We start from the raw sequence: 15365 nt of genomic DNA, 5'->3' as shown, positions 1-15365 counted from the left end.
ATCCGTCCTCCCCGTTTTGCGTGATCCCGGCTCGTGGCCCCGCTGCGAGGCCCTGCCTTTTTCTAGGCTTGTTCAGTCTGGTGGCGGCCGCCATCAGGTCGGCTTGCCGTAGCCGCCGCCGCCCGGCGTCTCGAGCAGCACAACGTCGCCGGCCTGCATGGTCAGCTTCCTGGCCTCGCTGACGGACTTGCCGTTGACGAGGAAGCGGCCGGGCGCGCCGGCAAGGCCGCCATCGATGCCGTCAGGCCCGCGGTCGAGCCGGCTCGGCACGGCATTCAGCAGCCAGGGATGCTCGGTCAGCACATGGAACTGGATGATCTGGCCGTCGCCGCCCTGCATCCGGCCCTTGCCGCCCGAGCCCGGCCGCAATTCCTTGCGGTCGAAGACGATCGGCATCGCCGCTTCCAGGATCTCGATCGGCACGGCCGCGACGCCGGTCGGATAGCAGGTCGCGCTGGGGCCGGGCTTGCCGGCGCGGGCGCCCATGCCGCCGGAATAGTTGAACATCGACGAGGTGAAGGGCTCGCCGCTGGGTTTACGGCCCTGGATCTGGATGGTCCAGACCGCACCCGACCCTTCCGCCAGCACACGCTCGGGCATGACCTGATGCAACGCCTTCAGGATCGGCATTGGCACATACATGCCGACGACGTGGCGCGCATTCACCGGCGCCGGATAGGCGCAGTTGACGATCGAGCCGACCGGCGCCCGGACTTCGATCGGCGCCAGCGAGCCGGTGTTGTTCGGCAGCTCCGGATTGAGGCAGGAGCGGATCGCGAAGGTCGAATAGGCGTGGGTATAGTTCAGGACGACGTTGATGCCAGTCGTCGTCTGCGGCGAAGAGCCGTCGAAGTCGACGATGATCGAGCCGTTCTCGGCATCGACCGTGACGGCCGTCCTGAGCGTTATGACCTCGCCGCCCGGCACGTCGAACACCGCCTCGCCGTGATAGGTGCCCGGCTTCAGCTTGCGGATGGCGTTGCGCGTCGCCTCCTCGGAGCGGCTGATGATCTCGTCCGACAGGGTCTCGATGTCGGCAATGCCATAGCGCTCGCACAGCGTGACCAGATGCTCAGCCGCGGCCTCGCCGGACGAAACCTGCGCCGAGAGATCACCGAAGACGGCGTCGGGCGTGCGGACATTGTGGCGGATGATATCGTGCAGCATCTGGCTGGGCTTGCCGCGCTCATAGAGCTTGAGCGGCGGAATCCAGAGGCCTTCCTCATGGACGTCGCGAGCACCCGCTCCGATGCCATAGCCGCCGATATCGGTGTGGTGGATGGTCGAGCCGATATAGGCGAGCAGCTTCTGTCCGTCGAAGATCGGCGTCAGGATGGTGATGTCGAAGAAGTGCCCGGCCGAGAGCCAGGGATCATTGGTGATCAGCACGTCGCCGGGCTCGCAGCGATCCTTGAACAGGCGCACCAGATGGGCGCCGGCGAAGGCGAGCGAGTTGATGTGGCCGGGCGTGCCGGTGTTGGCCTGCACCACCATGCGCCCGCGCTGATCGAACAGGGCGCAGGCGAGGTCGCCGGCCTCGCGCACGATCGGGCTGAAGGCGATGCGCTGCAGCGCCTTGGCCCGCTCGGTGACGATGCCGATCAGGTTCGACCAGAGGATTTCGAGCTCGACGCCATCCATCGGATGTGACCTTGCCATCGGGTTCAACCTTTCGTGGCGACGATGCAGCCGAGCGCGTCGATCGTCGCGCTCCAGCCGAGCGGCAGCGCGGTCGTGGTCTCGCGCTCCTCGATGATGGCGGGGCCTGCGATGGTCTGGCCGGTGGCGAGCGCCGAGCGCTCGTAGACAGGAACCGACTGGCCGTCCTCCCAGGCATGGACCGACCGGTGGCGCTTGGGCGTCCCGGGCGCGATCGCGGGCACGGTCCGGCCGGCGGACTGGGGCAGGGGGCCGCGCGCGACCACACGCCAGGTCACCAGCTCGATCGGGACATGCGAGGGGTTGACGCCGTAGAGCGTGCGATAGGCCTCCTCGAACTGCGCAGTCAGCGCGCCCGTATCGCGGCCGAGCCGCGGATCGGCTTCGAAGATGATCGTGACCTCGTGCTGCTGGCCGACATAGCGCATGTCGGCACCGACCAGGATCGTGACCTCGGCGGGCGCGCAGCCGGATTCGCCCAGCGCCGTCAGCCCTTCCTTCTCGAGATCGCCGAGGACGCGGTCGACGCGTGTCCAGTCGAGCTGGTCGATCCGCGTCAGGTCGCTGCGCACGAGATCGAGCCGCACGGGGGTGACGAGTGTGCCGAAAGCGGAGAGCACGCTCGATTGCGGCGGCACGATCACGCTGGTGCTCTGCAGCAATTCGGCGACGCCGCAGGCATGCAGCGGCCCGGCGCCGCCGAAGGCGAACAGCGGCAGGCCGCGATAATCGACGCCGCGATCGGTGGCATGGGTCCGCGCCGCCGAGGCCATTGCTTCGGTGACGACGCGGTAGATGCCGCGTGCCGCCTGCACCGGGCTGAGGTCGAGCGCCTGCCCGAGCCGGGTCATGGCGCCGTCGCAGGCCGCCTTGTCGAGCGACATGTCGCCGCCGAGGAAGTTCTCGGCATCGATCAGGCCGAGCACGAGATCGGCGTCGGTGACGGTCGCATTGCGGCCGCCGCGGCCATAGCAGGCCGGGCCGGGATCGGAGCCGGCGCTCTCGGGACCGACCTTGAGCAGGCCGAGATCGTCGACATGGGCGATGCTGCCGCCGCCGGCGCCGATCTCGATCAGGTCGATCGAAGGCACGGTGACGGGCAGGCCGCTGCCTTCGCGGAAGCGATAGCGACGGTCGACCTCGAACAGCCCGGTGATTAGTGGCGTACGGTTCTCGATCAGGCAGGCCTTGGCGGTGGTGCCGCCCATGTCGAAGGACATCAGCCGGTTGATGCCGAGGAGCTCGGCATAATGGCAGGCCGCGAGCGCGCCCGCGGCCGGTCCGCTCTCGATCATCCGCACCGGGTTCCGGCCCGCCGTCTCGGCCCCGACCACGCCGCCGGAGGACAGCATGATCAGCGGGGTGTTGGCGAAGCCCTCGCCGCGCAGCCGGTCGCTCAGCCGCTTCAGATAGGGCTGCGAGATCGGCATCGCATAGGCGTTCACCGTCGCCGTCGAGGCGCGCTGGTATTCGCGAATCTGCGGCGCGACCTCCGAGGAGGTGCAGATGAAGACGTCGTTGAGTTCGCGCGCCAGGGCGGCCGCGACCAGCGCCTCGTTGTCCGGATTGGCGAAGCTGTTGAGGAAGCAGATCGCGACGGCGCGCGCGCCGCTGGCGCGGATCTCGGCTGCGAGCCTGGCGATGTCCTGCGGGCTCGGCGCTAGCGCCAGCGTGCCGTCGGCGAGGACGCGCTCCTTCAGGCCGAAGGTCAGCTCGCGCGTGACCAGCGGCTCGGGGAACTCGATCTGCGGATCGTACATGTCGTAGCGGTGCTCGTTGCGGATCGCGAGCACGTCGCTGAAGCCCTCGGTGACGACGAGCGCTGTCGGCAGGCCCTTGCGCTCGATCAGCGCGTTGGTCACGACCGTCGTGGCATGGACCACGACACCGTCGACTGCGTCCGCGCCGATACCGGCTTTGTCGAGCACGGAATCGACGCCCCGGAAGAAGCCTTCCAGCAGGTCGTGATGCGTCGTCAGCGTCTTGTCGACGCTGAGGCCGCCGCGGGAATCGCGCAGGACGATGTCGGTGAAGGTGCCGCCGATGTCGACGGCCAGCGAATAGGTCATGCTCTTAGTCTTTCCAGGTCAAGCCGCGCGAGATGCGCGCGGCGCTGCTGACGACTTCACGGATCTGTTCGGGATCGGGAACGGGCGGGATGAACTGCGTCGCGCCGACGATGGCGATCGAGCCGACCAGTGCCTTGCGATGGTCGAAGACGGGGGCCGCCAGCGTGTTGACGCCGGTGATCACCTGATCGGGCGCCGTTGCCCAGCCGCGCTCGCGGACGAGCGCGATGTCCGCCAGCAGCGCCTCGCCGGAGACGATCGTGTGCGGCGTCCATGCTTCCAGCTTGCCGCCGGCAACGGCCTGGCGACGCTCCGGCGAGCCGAAGGCGAGCCAGATCTTGCCATGCGCGCTAGCGTGAAAGGCGAGGCGGGTGCCCGGCCGCATGGCGAATTCGATCATCGTGCGGCCCTGGATCAGCTCCAGGACGATCAACTCCTCGTCGATCACGTCGCAGAGTGTGACAGCCTGGCCACTGCGGTCGCGAAGCGTCATCAGCTCCTCGCGCGCTGCCGAGACGATGTCGAAGCGCTGCCGCAGGGCCTCACCCAGCACCATCAGCTTGATCCCGGCCTCATAGCGCCCGGTTTCGGATTCCTGCCGGACGAAGCCGTGGCGCTGCAGCGTCACCAGGTGGCGATAGATCGTCGCCTTCGAGGCGGAGAGCGCATCGGCGATCTGGGCGAGCGAAGCCGGACGGCTCTGCTGCACCAGATACTCGACCGCGTGAAGCGCGAGATCGAGCGTGCTGGTGCCGGCAGGCGCAGGTTTCCCCGCAGCTTTTGGCTGATCCGTCGGCAAGAGCGTTCCTCTCAATGCATTTCATATATTGAAATGTCATTTTATTATTTGATACGCTACGAGCTAATCGATCTTGCTGTCAAGATGCCGGCAAGGCTGCCACGCCGGGAGCGGTCAAACGTTTGGATTGGCGCGATGGTCGATTGGCGAGGCTGATGAGGCGCACCCAACCAGTGCTGCCCAAACACATCGCCCAGATCTGCAAGGAATCGCCGAGGGACCGTCGCGGGCGGCACCGAACGTCTGCAGCTGGACAATCGCCCGACGTCCGCAATTGGCGCATTTGGCCGCCTGGCTGACGTCAGCCAACGGCGACGACGGGATCTGAAGCCTGTTCGAGGTTGTGGCCTACGCAAGATCAACCGTTGGGGCAAAGCATCTGCCGAAGGTCCTCGTGGAGATCATCCTGATGCTCTAAGCCGACCGATAGCCGCACGAGGCCGGGTGGACAGTCGGATGCCTCTCCTTCCGTGCCCCGCCGGTGCTCGATCAGGCTCTCGGGCGATCCGAGCGAGGTTGATAAACGGAAGACCCTAGCGCGGGAACACAGCGCAATGGCTGCCGCAGCATCATCCAGCTCGAAGGAGAGCATACCGCCGAAGCCCCCCTCAAACTGGCAGCGGGCCAGTTCGTGCTGCGGATGCTGCGGCAGGCCAGGATAATGCACGGCCCGCAGCTGGGGCTGGGTTGCAAGCCATGAAGCAAGCGCCCAGGTCGTCTTGGAGACGCGTTCCATCCTGAGCGCAAGGGATCGCATGCCGCGCAGGAGGAGCCAGGCCTCAAAGGGTGGCAGAATGCTGCCTTGATCCTCGCGGGCAGCTACGATCTCACGCCACCACGCGTTGTTTTCGGATGCGACGAGGACGCCAGCGACCAGGTCGCCATGGCCGTTCAGATACTTTGTCGCCGAATGCAACACGAGATCGGCGCCCAGCGTCAGCGGCCGGCAGAGCACCGGGGTCGCCGCCGTCGCATCGACCAGCAGCTGGGCGCCGTGACGATGCGCGAGCGCCGCCAGCGCAGCGAGATCCGGCACCCGCCAGAGTGGGTTGCTCGGGCATTCGGCCCAGACGAGCCGCGTAGGCGCGGCAGCGAGACACCAGGCAACCGCATCGGGATCGCAAAGGTTGACCCGCTGCAGTCCCAAGCCGAAGCGTTCGGCGAAGGCCCCGATAATGCGTCCGAACTCGTAATAGAGGCCGCTGTCGATCAGCAGCCGATCGCCCGGCCTGAGGGTTGCGAGCACAGCCTGAGCAGCAGCAGCGCCCGCCCCGAAGGCAGCAGCCGCTTCGCCGCCATCGAGCTGGCGAAGAATGGTCTCGACGAGCTTCGCCCCTGCGTTTTCCGAGCGGGCATAGCCCATCGCGCCATTGCTGCCGGATCGTCGATGGGTCACGCCGGGATGGATCGATGGCACCAGCCCTCCTGTCGAAGGATCGGCTACGTGATCAAGCTGGGCGAGAATGGTTGCGGCGCGCATCGGAATATTCTGCTCCAGGGTCGGCTCACTTTAGAAACCTATTGTCGATTGTCGATCCTCGATCCAATTGCGATGGCCGAGGATCCGTGCGACGTTCGGTCTCCCTTACCGTCCGTCAGAGCCAAGATGTCCACCGACCGCCCCAACGATCCCGCCGCCGACATCGATCGGCACGTTGCGGCCATCGAGCCGCAGCTGATCACGGTCCGGCGCGACATCCACGCCCACCCGGAAGTCGGTTTCGAGACGGTGCGGACGGCCGAGCTCGTCGCGCGTGAACTGGAGCGGATCGGGCTCGCGCCGCAGCGTGGGGTCGGGCGCACCGGCGTCGTCGCCGAGATCGCCGGCGGGGCACCTGGCCCTTGCTTGCTGATCCGCGCCGACATGGATGCGCTGCCGATGCAGGAGCGGACGGGGCTTCCTTTCGCCAGCACCATCCCCGGCAAGATGCACGCCTGCGGCCACGACCTGCACACGGCAACCCTGCTCGGCGTCGCCTCCGTGCTGCAGGCGATGGCGCCTCAGCTGCGAGGCAGCGTGCGGCTTGTGTTCCAGCCGGCGGAGGAGACTGTGGAAAGCGGAGCCGCCGCTATGGTCGCCGATGGCGCTGCCGACGGCGTCGCCATCGCGCTCGCCTTCCACAACCGGCCCGAAATGCCGGTCGGCCGTTTCGGCTATATTCGGGGAGCATCCACAGCCTCGAGCGATGAGTTCGACGTGATCGTGCGTGGAAGGTCCGGCCATGCGGCCCGTCCGCATTCCGCGCTCGATCCGATCGTGGCGGCGTCGGCGATGGTCATGCAGCTCCAGACCGCGATCTCGCGCGTCATGGACCCGACGCGCTCGGCGGTTCTGACGATCGGCCACATCCAGGGCGGCTCGACGCACAACATCATCCCCGACAGTTGCCTCTTCCTGGGCACTGTTCGCTGCCGCTCGCCGGAAAGCCGCGATACGATGGAAGCAACCTTCCGCCGCATCTGCGAAGGTGTCGCCGCCTCCATGGGCGTCACCTGCGAGATCGACTACAAGCGCGGCGCTCCGGCGCTGATCAACGATGACAATGTCGTCGACGCGGTGATCGGCTCGTTGAGCGCCCAGTTCGGTGCCGGCCGGATCGACCAGCTCGAGGGCCGTTTCGGTGCCGAGGATTTCTCCTATTTCTCGGAGCGGATCCCATCATGCCAGCTGCTGGTCGGCTCGTCTCAGCCCGGCCGAGACGACCGGGTCCATAATTCCGATTACCAACCCGACGAGCGCTGCATCGGGCTCGGCGTCGCGGCGCTTTCCCGCACCGCACTCGACATCCTGTCCTGATCCCCCAGCCATTTTTGACAAGGCACCGGAGACCTCGCCATGACGATCACACGCTCCGATTTCCTCAAGCTCGGCCTCGGCGCTGCAGCCGGCATGGTGCTCGGCGCCGCCCCGCGCTCCGCCACTGCAAAGGAATGGAAGCTCATCCGCGTCGCCACCGAGGGCGCCTTTCCTCCCTACAACATGCATGCCCCGGACGGACGCCTGATCGGCTTCGAGCCGGAGCTGCTGCAAGAACTGTCGATCCGCATGGGCGTGAAATGCGAGATGATCGCCCAGGCCTGGGACGGCATGATCGCCGGCCTGACCGACGGCAAATACGACGCCGTCATGGACGCGGTCTCGATCACGCCGAAGCGCGAGGAGGTCATCGCGTTCTCCCGTCCCTATGCTGCCGCCGGCTCGGGCTTTGCGATCATGAAGGAAGGCAGCATCAAGTTGCTGCCCGGCACAGGCGCGCCGCGTGTGCCTTTCGCGGATGAGGTTGCCGCCAAGAAGGCGATCGACGAGCTCGCCAAACCCCTCGCCGGCAAGACCGTCGCCGTGCAGGTCTCGACCATTCAGAACGATGTCCTCAATCGCTATTTCAAGGATGTGCTGACCATCCGGACCTATTCGTCCGGGCCCGACACATTCCTCGACCTCAAGAGCGGCCGCGTCGATGCGGTGATGGCCTCGCAGATCAACATCCAGGCCAACGCCAAGAAGTCGAACGGCGAGATGATCCAGTCCGGCTACCTGTTCACCGGGGGACTGCTCGGCGTGGGGTCCGGGGTCGGCGTGCGAAAGAGCGATCCGGAACTGAAAGAGATGTTCGACAAGGCCCTGAAGTCGACCATGGACGACGGGACCCTGAAGAAGCTGGCGCTGAAGTGGTTCGAAATGGATATTACCCCCGCGAGCTGACGCAGGCGGATCCAGCGGGATGGATGACAGCCTGACATTGCTCGGCTTTGGCCCCGAGGGCTGGGGCCATGCGCTCTTGAATGGCGGGCTGATGACGCTCGCTGTCTCGGCCTGTGCCTTTGCGCTCGGCCTCGGACTGGGCACATTGCTCGCCTGGGCCCGGATCGCCGGAGCGGCGCCGGTGCAGCGTCTCGCGCAGGGCTACGGCGTCGTCATGCGCGGCATCCCGGACCTGCTGGTCATCTATCTGTTCTACTTCGGTGGCCGGCAGATCGTATCTGCCGTCGCCAAGCAGTTCGGGCATGTCGGGACGGTCGAGATCAGCGGCTTCGCGGCCGGCTGCCTCGCCATCGGCCTTCTGTCGGGCGCCACGCAGGCGGAGGTGCTGCGCGGCGCCTTCCACGCCATCGCACCAGGCACGCTCGAGGCAGCGCGCGTGACCGGCATGGGCCGCTGGACGATGTTCCGGCGCATCATCGCGCCGCTGGCGCTGCGGACGGCACTGCCGGGCCTCGGCAACCAGTGGCAGTCCGTCATCAAGGAATCGGCTCTGGTTTCCGTCACCGGCCTGGTCGAGACGCTGCGCGCCGTGACGGTCGCCGCAAACTCGACCGAGCTGCCTTTCCTGTTCTTCCTCGCCGGCGGCGCGATCTATCTCGCCATCACCACCATCTCGGGTTTTCTGTTTCGCATCGCCGAATGGCGCTCCATGCGAGGGCAGCCAGCCGCAGCCGGACGAGGCTGAGCGATGGATTTCGCCTTCATCGCTCAAACGTTCCCCAAACTGCTCGCCGGCCTGCCGCTGACGCTGCTGCTGGCGGTGCTGTCGCTGCTCGGTGGTGGCCTGATCGCGCTCGGCCTTTCCGGCCTGAGAGCCTCGTCCTGGTTCGGCGCGCGCATCGCAGATTTCTACGTCTACATCTTCCGTGGCACGCCGCTGCTGATCCAGATCTTCCTGATCTATTACGGGCTCGCCCAGTTTTCGGCCGTGCGCCACTCCGTGCTCTGGCCGCTGCTGCGCGAGCCCTATGTCTGCGCGCTGCTCTCGCTGATGCTGAACGACGCGGCTTATACGTCCGAGATTCTGCGGGGAGGCCTTCGTGCCGTGCCTGCCGGAGCGATCGAAGCGGCCCGCGTCGCCGGCATGACGCGGCCGACGCTGCTGCGCCGCATCGTGCTCCCGCTGGCCTTCCGCCAGGCCCTGCCGGCTTACGGCGCCGAGATCACGAGCATGGTCAAGGCGACCTCGCTCGCCAGCGTGGTGACGCTGATGGAAGTGACGGGTATCGCGCGCGCCGAGGTCTCCGAAACCTATCGCGCCGTCGAAATCTTCCTCTGTGCTGCGGTGATCTACCTCGTGTTGGTGACGGTGATCGCGCGGGCGGTCGATCTGCTGGAGCAGCGCCTCACCCCCTATCGCCGCCCGACCAGCGCCCGGAGCGTGGCATGAAGCCGATCACGGTCAAGCTGACGCATATTCACAAAAGCTTCGGCAGCCAGGAGGTGCTGCGCGGGGTTGATCTCGCGGCCCGCGACGGCGAGGTCATCGCCATCATCGGCGCCAGCGGCTCCGGCAAGAGCACCCTGCTGCGCTGCATCCCCCTTCTAGAGATTCCCGATCAGGGCGAGGTCAGCGTCGGCGACGCGCAGATCCGTATCAAGGATGCTGGACACCGCTTCTCGCGGGCTGAGCGGCAGGCCGTCCGCCGGTTACGCGGCCAGCTCGGCTTCGTCTTCCAGAGCTTCAATCTCTGGCCGCATATGACGGCGCTGCAGAACGTCATGGAGGTACCGCTGCATGTGCAGGGGCGCCCCCGCGCCGAGTGCCGCGAGGAGGCCGAGGCGATGCTCGCCAAGGTTGGCCTCGCCGACAAGTTCGATGCCTGGCCGGCGCATCTGTCCGGCGGCCAGCAGCAGCGTGTCGCCATCGCCAGGGCCTTGGCAATGCGGCCGCGCGCGCTGCTCTTCGACGAGCCGACCTCGGCGCTGGATCCCGAGCTCGTCGGTGAAGTGCTGCGCGTCATCCGGGCACTGGCCGAGGAAGGCCGCACGATGCTGATCGTGACACATGAAATGGCCTTCGCGCGTGAGGTCTCGAACCACGCCATCTATCTGCAAAATGGACGTATCGAAGAGCAGGGTACGCCTGAGCAGATCTTTCTCGATCCGCAATCCGAACGCACGCGCCGTTTCGTCGGCATGCAGCGCGGAGGCTGAGGAGGTCGTCATGCCGCTGACAAGCGACCAGCAGCCGATCGAGCGGCTCAGCCTCGCGGATGTTGCGATGCGCCGCCTCCGCGATGAGATCGTGCGCGGCCGACTCTTGCCGGGCGAAGTGCTGACCGAGATCGCTCTGGCGGCCCGGCTCGGCGTTGGGCGCGGCACGGTGCGCACGGCGCTGTTCGCGCTCGAGGCCGACGAACTCGTCGTGCGCGCGCCCTATTCCAACTGGCGCGTCGCCAGCCTCGACGATCAGGTCATCTGGGAAATCTACACGCTGCGCGAGGCGATGGAGGGGCTCGCGGCCCGCATTCTCGCCGAACGGGCCGAGAAGCAGTCTAAAGGTGCTATCGCGGCCGCCTTCGCGCAGTTGGCGCCGGCGGAAACCGGTTCGATCGATGAGCGTGTCGCGGCCGATCTCGGCTTTCATCGGGCGATCGTTGAGGCCACGCGCCACCGTCATCTGATCAAGCGCTACGGCGCACTCTCCACCAAGATGGAGTGGCTCTATCGCTGGTCCGAAACGCATTGGCCAGCGCGCTTCCCGCTTGAGGCCGATCATCGCGCCTTGTTCGAGGGTGTGACGCGCGGCACGCCCGACGAGGCCGAACGGGCCGTGCGCGCCCATATCGACCCCAGCCTCGCTGCGGATCTCGATGGATATCAGGGACTCATGGCGGCTGGCGGCACGTTTTCGGAAACAGCGTCGTGAAGAGCGGTTGGTGATGGCGGATCAGGTGATCGTGCTCGATGGTGGGATGGGCCGCGAACTCAAGCGTATGGGCGCTCCGTTCCGCCAGCCCGAATGGTCCGCGCTGGCGCTGATGGAGGCGCCGGAGACTGTGGTCGCGGCCCACCGCGCCTTCATCGAGGCCGGCGCCGAAGTCATCACCACTAACAGCTATGCGGTCGTGCCCTTCCATATCGGAGAGCAGCGCTTTGCGCAGGATGGCGCGCGGCTGGCCGCTCTTTCGGGCCAACTCGCGCGGCGCGCCGCCGATGAGGAGTTGCGGCGCAGCGGGCGCACCATCAGAGTGGCCGGATCGCTCCCGCCGCTGTTCGGCTCCTATCGGCCTGATCTCTTCGACGCCAAGCGGGCTCCCGAGATGCTGGCGGTGCTGATCGAGGCGCTGTTGCCATCCGTGGATCACTTCCTCGCCGAGACGCAAAGCTGCATCGAAGAAGCGTTGGCGGCATGCGTGGCGGTCGTCCCCACGAGCAAGCCGATTTGGATCTCTTTCACACTGCAGGATGCGTGCGGTGTCGGCTGCCTGCCGGCACTCCGCTCCGGTGAAAGCGTCGCGGAGGCCGTCGCCGCTGTCCGAAAGGCTGGAGCCGCCGCTGTGCTCTTCAACTGCAGCCTGCCGGAGGTGATGGGCCCGGCTGTCGACGTCGCGCGCTCCGTGCTCGGCGATACCGGGCTCCCGATCGGCGTCTATGCCAATGCCTTCCCGGAAAAAACCGGGAACGCTGCGGCCAACGAGGGCCTCAGCGACCTGCGCGACGATGTCGGGGGCCAAACCTATCGTGACTTTGGGCGAGATTGGCGCCGCCGCGGGGCACGCATCATCGGCGGTTGCTGCGGCATCGGCCCGGATTCGATCTGCGCGCTCCATTCTGAATTCAAAGCCGATTGAACGTCCGCTCCTGGCCAAAGTGCCAAGTTCCGCTTCTGGCGCATCCCATCCGGAAAGAAGGCGGGCTTGGGTGCCCATAGCTGACGCCTGGAGCGTCCGCTTTTTGGCATTTCAGCTCAGCGTCTGGCCGCAAGTTAGAAGTTGGCCCGTTTGCGGACTCAGAGGCTGTCAGCTTTCGGGCGGTCTCATTACCGAACCTGATGTGCGTGTCCTTGCTGTCTTGGCCGTCGGGCTGGTAGCGATGCGGAAGGCCGAGCAGGACGATTGCGGGCGTGGTCGCGGCGCTCTTGTCAGTCGGGCGGACATTCAGCTTCCGGGCGACGGCATCGCCGATCGCATCGACCAGGGCGTCGAACTGCGCCTTGCTGAGCCCCGCCGGAGGTTGAGGTGCTTGGGCGAAAACGGGAGGGGCGGCGCCCGCGATCGCGCATAGCAGGAAGCAGCCATAGAGCCACGCAATCAGCCCCGCCATGCCCCCTCTCGCCGACTGGCGGCGGGGACGCTCCGATGCCGCTAGCCGATCACCGCCCATCAGGTTTCACCCCTAGCTCCGGTCTATTGCTACGAGCGGCATCCGCCGCTCGCCGTCAGTGGCCACTGAAGACAAGGGTCTTGACCGGCAAGACGAGCGCCTGGATGCGCAACAACAGGGCGTGCACCAGGCCAACAGCATCGACAGCGTGCAACGCGATGCGCCGCAGCGTGCCGGTGTCCTTCGCTGCGATCACGTCGTGGTTGCTGCTATAGGCGTTGGCGATGCAGCTGCTACCGGGCGTCACGCCGTCGAGTCCGCCCTGGTAGAGCGGTTCGAGGAAGGTGAGGATCGTCCCGGGCCGAACCACTTGCTGGGCATCGATCAGTTGTTCGCCGCTGCGGAGCTGGCCCGCGGCGATGAAGTCCTGCACGCCCGTCACAACCATCGGAATCACCTGCCATGGCTTCGAGATGCAGGTGACCTCGGCAACCATGCCGACCTTGATGACCTGAGCCTCGATTTGACCGAAGCCGGCCTGCAACCGCCCGCGGCCGGCTTCTTCCGGGATGATGATCCCGGCCGGGCGCATGAAGGGGTTGACGACATCGCCGGGCCGCAGCGTGAACTGCTCGATATGCCCGTTGAAGCCAGCCCGCACCACGGTCTTGGCCAACTCGACCTCGGCCTGGGCCAGTGCAGCCTCGGCGCTGGCGCGTTCGGCCGGAAGCAAGGTGGAAATCTTAGTCTGGGCGGCGCCCTGCGATGCCGTCGTCGAGGCGACCGCCGCCTCGCGGCCAGCGACGATGTTCTCGAGCTTCTCGATCTCGCGGGTCGCGACGATGTCGTCGTTGCGGCGCTTCAATTCGCGCTTGGTCTGCAGCTCGTCGAGCGCCTGCTGCAGCGCACTCTTCGCTTCCTGGATCTTGCCGTCATAGCTGAGGATATCGGCCTTCGCGACGACGAGCGCGGCATCGACCTCGGCGAACTTGCGCCGCGCAGTCTCGACCGTCGCCTGTTGGCTGGTACTGTCGAGGGTGAAGATCGGCGTGCCCTGCGCGACCTTACCGCTGGCGCCGACATGCACCTGTGCAACACGGCCGTTGATCTCCGGCACGATCGGCACCGTTCGGAAGAAGACCGTGGCGCTGGTCGTCGACGGATGGTTGTAGAAAATCACCGTGATCAGGCCGACGGTCAGCATCACGCAGGTGACGATGCCCCAGCGCAGCTCGAACCAGACTGAGTAGAACGTGATCTCGCGACCGAACCGTTTGCCCTGGCGGTAGCGGCGATAGAGATAGTCGGGGAGGATGGTGAAGAGCGCGCAGACGAGAAGCTCAAGCATGGTTCTTCTCCTCAATGCCGGCGCCCGCGTCCAGCGTGTTTCCCTCCGGCCCGGGCAGGGCGGCCTCTGCGTCTGATGCCGCGTCGCCGCCCCGGCCCGGCGCGATACCGGCCATTTTTTCAAGGGAGCCGGCCATGCGGCCGAACATCCCGGGAATGTCGGGCAGGTCGATCAGGGCGAGCAGCAGCCCCGCGACCCAGAAGGCATGGACATGCGTGAAGAGCGCGAGCAACCCGAGAACGGCGACGATCTCGAACTGGATCTTGTGCGTCTTGTGCGCCATCCGCTCGGGCAAGGTGTGGAGGCGTAGGAAGAGCAGGCCGATGCCCAGCACCGCTCCGAGGAGGACGATCGCCGCGACCACCATCAGGTAGTCCGTTCCCCCCGGTGCGGTGATGAAGCTCGGCAGGTGGTGAGGGGCGGTGGGGTTCACGGCGGCGTTCATGGCGACATCCCTGGCTTCGGGAAGCTACGGGCGGACCTACTGCTTGAATCCGATCAGGACGCCGTCGGCGCCCAACGAAAGCTGCAGGCCTCTCCTTTGCGTCGCCAGGTGCATCATCACGCCCTTGGCATTGCGCAGCCAGAGCGTGCCGCGGCCCTGGCCGCCGATCGCCCAGCCCTCACGGATCTGGACATAGGCGCCCGCGATATCCTCGACCTGGTTCAGGCCATAGACCGAGCCGGTCGCCGTTAGTCGCGACGCGCCGATGCCGCCGATGCCGAGGCCGCCGATGGTGATGTCATAACTGCGGTTGTGGAAGCGGAGTGTGCCACCGCCGATCGCCCCAGAGCCGACGAAGGCGACCTGGAGCTGCTTGATGCGAACGGTGGCGCTGGGCGGGCCGCTGGGGCGTGCCTGTGCGTAGGCGCCTCCGCCAGCCAGCAGGAAGCTCAGAATGAGGGCCGCTATCCTGACAATCATGGTGTTCTCCGGATGGTTGTTCTTTGCGCGTCTCGGGCCGACTGAGCCCAAGCTTGGTTCGGGAGCTCGGATAATCGGCTTTCGGATCCGCCGCCGGTTGAAGCGCGGCGAGCCCAGTCATGAAAGGCAATCGAGGACCGAACTTTCGCTGGCAGGCCCTATCGATAGCGATCCAATGTCGCCTCGACCTCGGCCGCGAGTTCGTTCATCAGGCTGCGATATTCGACGGTGCGAGCCTCCTTCACGGGGGACGACGATTGCTCCCAGTGCAGAAGTGCCGCTTTGGCCTCGGCGAGATCGGTGCAAAGCGAACAGAATTCCTCGTTCGTCCTGGCGAGTTCCTCAATGGCATGTCCCCGATCCGGAAAATGGGCGACGGCGACCAGCAGGTTTCGATCCATGATGCAAACCGGACGGCTGCTGAAGGCGATGCGGATGCGCCACCTCACGATCGGGAGCATTGCGCTGTAGCTGGCAACCCGGGAGTAGTTTACGGTAGGATACGCTGGCGCAATGTCGGAACGGATCTGGGG

16 protein-coding genes are annotated in these 15365 nt (G+C 66.2%); 7 read left to right on the top strand and 9 right to left on the bottom strand.

The genetic code is table 11. The features are described from left to right. Positions 1-93: 93 nt before the first annotated feature. The 4 genes from AC1DS0_RS08705 to AC1DS0_RS08690 all read right to left on the bottom strand — a co-directional run bounded on the left by AC1DS0_RS08705 (position 94) and on the right by AC1DS0_RS08690 (position 6007). Entirely contained in the window at positions 94-1659 is a 1566-nt protein-coding gene (locus tag AC1DS0_RS08705; protein ID WP_476813963.1) for a hydantoinase B/oxoprolinase family protein, read from the bottom strand. A gap of 5 nt (positions 1660-1664) precedes the next feature. Then, on the bottom strand, positions 1665-3728 hold the full coding sequence (locus tag AC1DS0_RS08700; protein WP_476813962.1) for a hydantoinase/oxoprolinase family protein: 2064 nt from the start codon (positions 3726-3728) through the stop codon (positions 1665-1667). A 4-nt stretch (positions 3729-3732) separates the two neighbouring features. Continuing rightward, entirely contained in the window at positions 3733-4527 is a 795-nt protein-coding gene (locus AC1DS0_RS08695) for an IclR family transcriptional regulator (protein ID WP_476813961.1), read from the bottom strand. A 358-nt stretch (positions 4528-4885) separates the two neighbouring features. Then, positions 4886-6007, bottom strand: coding sequence for a trans-sulfuration enzyme family protein (locus tag AC1DS0_RS08690; protein WP_476813960.1), 1122 nt, complete (start codon positions 6005-6007; stop codon positions 4886-4888). Between AC1DS0_RS08690 and AC1DS0_RS08685 the strand changes: the two genes are divergently transcribed. The 7 genes from AC1DS0_RS08685 to AC1DS0_RS08655 are packed head-to-tail and all read left to right on the top strand — an operon-like array spanning position 5972 to position 12087. Then, entirely contained in the window at positions 5972-7324 is a 1353-nt protein-coding gene (locus AC1DS0_RS08685; RefSeq protein ID WP_476813959.1) for a M20 metallopeptidase family protein, read from the top strand. The two genes, AC1DS0_RS08690 and AC1DS0_RS08685, sit on opposite strands and share 36 nt — an antisense overlap. Before the next feature lie 39 nt (positions 7325-7363). After that, the gene (locus tag AC1DS0_RS08680; protein WP_476813958.1) at positions 7364-8230 is read left to right on the top strand and encodes a transporter substrate-binding domain-containing protein; all 867 of its coding nucleotides are present in this window, start codon (positions 7364-7366) and stop codon (positions 8228-8230) included. Between the two features lie 19 nt (positions 8231-8249). Continuing rightward, positions 8250-8975, top strand: coding sequence for an ABC transporter permease (locus AC1DS0_RS08675; RefSeq protein WP_476813957.1), 726 nt, complete (start codon positions 8250-8252; stop codon positions 8973-8975). 3 nt (positions 8976-8978) lie between these two features. After that, positions 8979-9680, top strand: a complete 702-nt coding sequence (locus tag AC1DS0_RS08670) for an ABC transporter permease (RefSeq protein ID WP_476813956.1) — start codon at positions 8979-8981, stop codon at positions 9678-9680. Next, positions 9677-10447, top strand: a complete 771-nt coding sequence (locus tag AC1DS0_RS08665) for an ABC transporter ATP-binding protein (RefSeq protein ID WP_476813955.1) — start codon at positions 9677-9679, stop codon at positions 10445-10447. Before AC1DS0_RS08670 ends, AC1DS0_RS08665 begins: the two co-directional genes overlap by 4 nt. After that, entirely contained in the window at positions 10350-11162 is an 813-nt protein-coding gene (locus AC1DS0_RS08660) for a GntR family transcriptional regulator (RefSeq protein WP_476814028.1), read from the top strand. The genes AC1DS0_RS08665 and AC1DS0_RS08660 overlap by 98 nt, the downstream gene beginning before the upstream one ends. Positions 11163-11175: 13 nt before the next feature. Beyond that, on the top strand, positions 11176-12087 hold the full coding sequence (locus AC1DS0_RS08655; RefSeq protein WP_476813954.1) for a homocysteine S-methyltransferase family protein: 912 nt from the start codon (positions 11176-11178) through the stop codon (positions 12085-12087). Here the strand turns inward: AC1DS0_RS08655 and AC1DS0_RS08650 are convergent. From AC1DS0_RS08650 to AC1DS0_RS08630, 5 genes are all read right to left on the bottom strand, one after another. After that, on the bottom strand, positions 12074-12559 hold the full coding sequence (locus tag AC1DS0_RS08650) for a hypothetical protein (RefSeq protein WP_476813953.1): 486 nt from the start codon (positions 12557-12559) through the stop codon (positions 12074-12076). The genes AC1DS0_RS08655 and AC1DS0_RS08650 overlap by 14 nt on opposite strands. 115 nt (positions 12560-12674) lie before the next feature. Continuing rightward, complete coding sequence (locus tag AC1DS0_RS08645; protein ID WP_476813952.1) at positions 12675-13907, bottom strand: HlyD family secretion protein; 1233 nt, start codon at positions 13905-13907, stop codon at positions 12675-12677. Next, complete coding sequence (locus AC1DS0_RS08640; RefSeq protein ID WP_476813951.1) at positions 13900-14352, bottom strand: hypothetical protein; 453 nt, start codon at positions 14350-14352, stop codon at positions 13900-13902. Before AC1DS0_RS08640 ends, AC1DS0_RS08645 begins: the two co-directional genes overlap by 8 nt. A gap of 36 nt (positions 14353-14388) precedes the next feature. Then, positions 14389-14832, bottom strand: a complete 444-nt coding sequence (locus AC1DS0_RS08635) for a hypothetical protein (RefSeq protein WP_476813950.1) — start codon at positions 14830-14832, stop codon at positions 14389-14391. A gap of 158 nt (positions 14833-14990) precedes the next feature. Then, on the bottom strand, positions 14991-15293 hold the full coding sequence (locus AC1DS0_RS08630) for a hypothetical protein (RefSeq protein WP_476813949.1): 303 nt from the start codon (positions 15291-15293) through the stop codon (positions 14991-14993). Positions 15294-15365: the final 72 nt, after the last annotated feature.

Source organism: Allobosea sp. P4_H5, from assembly GCF_056400825.1.
The sequence above is the reverse complement of the archived record's forward strand: the minus strand, read 5'-3'. Positions and strand labels throughout refer to the sequence as shown.

Coding starts and splice junctions, on each gene's coding strand:
- AC1DS0_RS08705 (WP_476813963.1), bottom strand. CDS start 1,659: ATGGCAAGGTCACATCCGATGGATGGCGTCGAGCTCGAAATCCTCTGG.
- AC1DS0_RS08700 (WP_476813962.1), bottom strand. CDS start 3,728: ATGACCTATTCGCTGGCCGTCGACATCGGCGGCACCTTCACCGACATC.
- AC1DS0_RS08690 (WP_476813960.1), bottom strand. CDS start 6,007: ATGCGCGCCGCAACCATTCTCGCCCAGCTTGATCACGTAGCCGATCCT.
- AC1DS0_RS08680 (WP_476813958.1), top strand. CDS start 7,364: ATGACGATCACACGCTCCGATTTCCTCAAGCTCGGCCTCGGCGCTGCA.
- AC1DS0_RS08675 (WP_476813957.1), top strand. CDS start 8,250: ATGGATGACAGCCTGACATTGCTCGGCTTTGGCCCCGAGGGCTGGGGC.
- AC1DS0_RS08670 (WP_476813956.1), top strand. CDS start 8,979: ATGGATTTCGCCTTCATCGCTCAAACGTTCCCCAAACTGCTCGCCGGC.
- AC1DS0_RS08665 (WP_476813955.1), top strand. CDS start 9,677: ATGAAGCCGATCACGGTCAAGCTGACGCATATTCACAAAAGCTTCGGC.
- AC1DS0_RS08660 (WP_476814028.1), top strand. CDS start 10,350: ATGGACGTATCGAAGAGCAGGGTACGCCTGAGCAGATCTTTCTCGATC.
- AC1DS0_RS08655 (WP_476813954.1), top strand. CDS start 11,176: ATGGCGGATCAGGTGATCGTGCTCGATGGTGGGATGGGCCGCGAACTC.
- AC1DS0_RS08650 (WP_476813953.1), bottom strand. CDS start 12,559: ATGGCGGGGCTGATTGCGTGGCTCTATGGCTGCTTCCTGCTATGCGCG.
- AC1DS0_RS08645 (WP_476813952.1), bottom strand. CDS start 13,907: ATGCTTGAGCTTCTCGTCTGCGCGCTCTTCACCATCCTCCCCGACTAT.
- AC1DS0_RS08640 (WP_476813951.1), bottom strand. CDS start 14,352: ATGAACGCCGCCGTGAACCCCACCGCCCCTCACCACCTGCCGAGCTTC.
- AC1DS0_RS08635 (WP_476813950.1), bottom strand. CDS start 14,832: ATGATTGTCAGGATAGCGGCCCTCATTCTGAGCTTCCTGCTGGCTGGC.
- AC1DS0_RS08630 (WP_476813949.1), bottom strand. CDS start 15,293: ATGCTCCCGATCGTGAGGTGGCGCATCCGCATCGCCTTCAGCAGCCGT.